Below are 1,063 nucleotides of genomic sequence, written 5' to 3'. Positions count from 1 at the left end.
ATGTAAAACGCTAAGCGGGGCGCCGTTCATCTCGTAGGCGAGGATCGTCAGGTCATGGCTCATGTTTTCGATCTTGTGGACGTCGTAGTAGCGACCACCATCGGCACCATCGGCCAGCGAGTAGAACACGGCGTAGAGGGCCGCTGGTGTCGGCTTCACCAGGTCCAGAATATCGCGCATGGGCATGCCGCCCCATTCGGCAACGCCGGACCAACCCTGGATGCAGAAATGCGTAGTGATCTGTTCCTGCTTTGGCATTGCCCTTAGATCGGCCAGGGAGAAGTCGCGGGGTGCTTCGACGAGGCCGCCGACGCGGAGTCGGTAGCTGGCGAAATTCTCGGCCACGAGATCGTCGAATTCCTTCGAATTCGGCATTGTCCCGTTCGGCCAAAAATAGGGCGAGATATCCTTCTTCGTCAGTTGCGAGCGCGCATCCCAGCCTTCCGCCAGCCCCATCAGCCAGCCGATCATGAACGCGCCGGTGCGCTCCACCAATCGGGCGTGGCTGATGGTGAAGGGTGAGACGACTAGCCATGCTGCGAGGAGGATGGCCATCGCGACGAGGAACAGGGGGAAACCCGTCCATGAAGCGTCGTCGATGCCGGCGAACATATGGTTGGTATTCTGCCGGATGCCGGTGACGAAGACCATCGCGCCATGCGCCAGGATGAAGCCGACGAACCAGCCGAACGAGATGAAATGAACCGATCGCATGGCCTGCCGGTTGAATAATCGGCCAAACCATCCTGCCGCATTGGAAATCGCGGGGCTCTGCATCAGCCCCGTGGCGATGGAGACAGGCGCAGCGATGAACACGGTGACGAAGTAGCTGAGTTGCTGGAGGCCGTTGTAGCGGGTCCAGCCTTCGTCGACCGGAAAGTTCAGCGAGGCATATTGGATTGCCGTCGAGAGCGCGGCCGGGAAAACTTCCCAAGTCATGGGCACCAGCCTGCGCCACTGATCGGTTGAAAAGAGGAGAATGTAGAAGGCGACTCCGTTGATCAGCCACAAGAGATTGATCGAGAAATGCCACCAGCGCGATAGGCCGAGCGTGTGCCGGAGC

1 protein-coding gene is annotated in these 1,063 nt (G+C 59.6%); it reads right to left on the bottom strand.

The genetic code is table 11. From position 1 onward, the window contains the following. A partial coding sequence (locus EN993_RS36160) for a molybdopterin-dependent oxidoreductase (RefSeq protein ID WP_164758070.1) occupies positions 1 to 1,063 on the bottom strand: 1,063 nt, incomplete at both ends.

The sequence above is a fragment of the Mesorhizobium sp. M7D.F.Ca.US.004.01.2.1 genome (assembly GCF_003997785.1).
Taxonomy (GTDB): Bacteria; Pseudomonadota; Alphaproteobacteria; order Rhizobiales; family Rhizobiaceae; genus Mesorhizobium; species Mesorhizobium loti.
The sequence above is the reverse complement of the archived record's forward strand: the minus strand, read 5'-3'. Positions and strand labels throughout refer to the sequence as shown.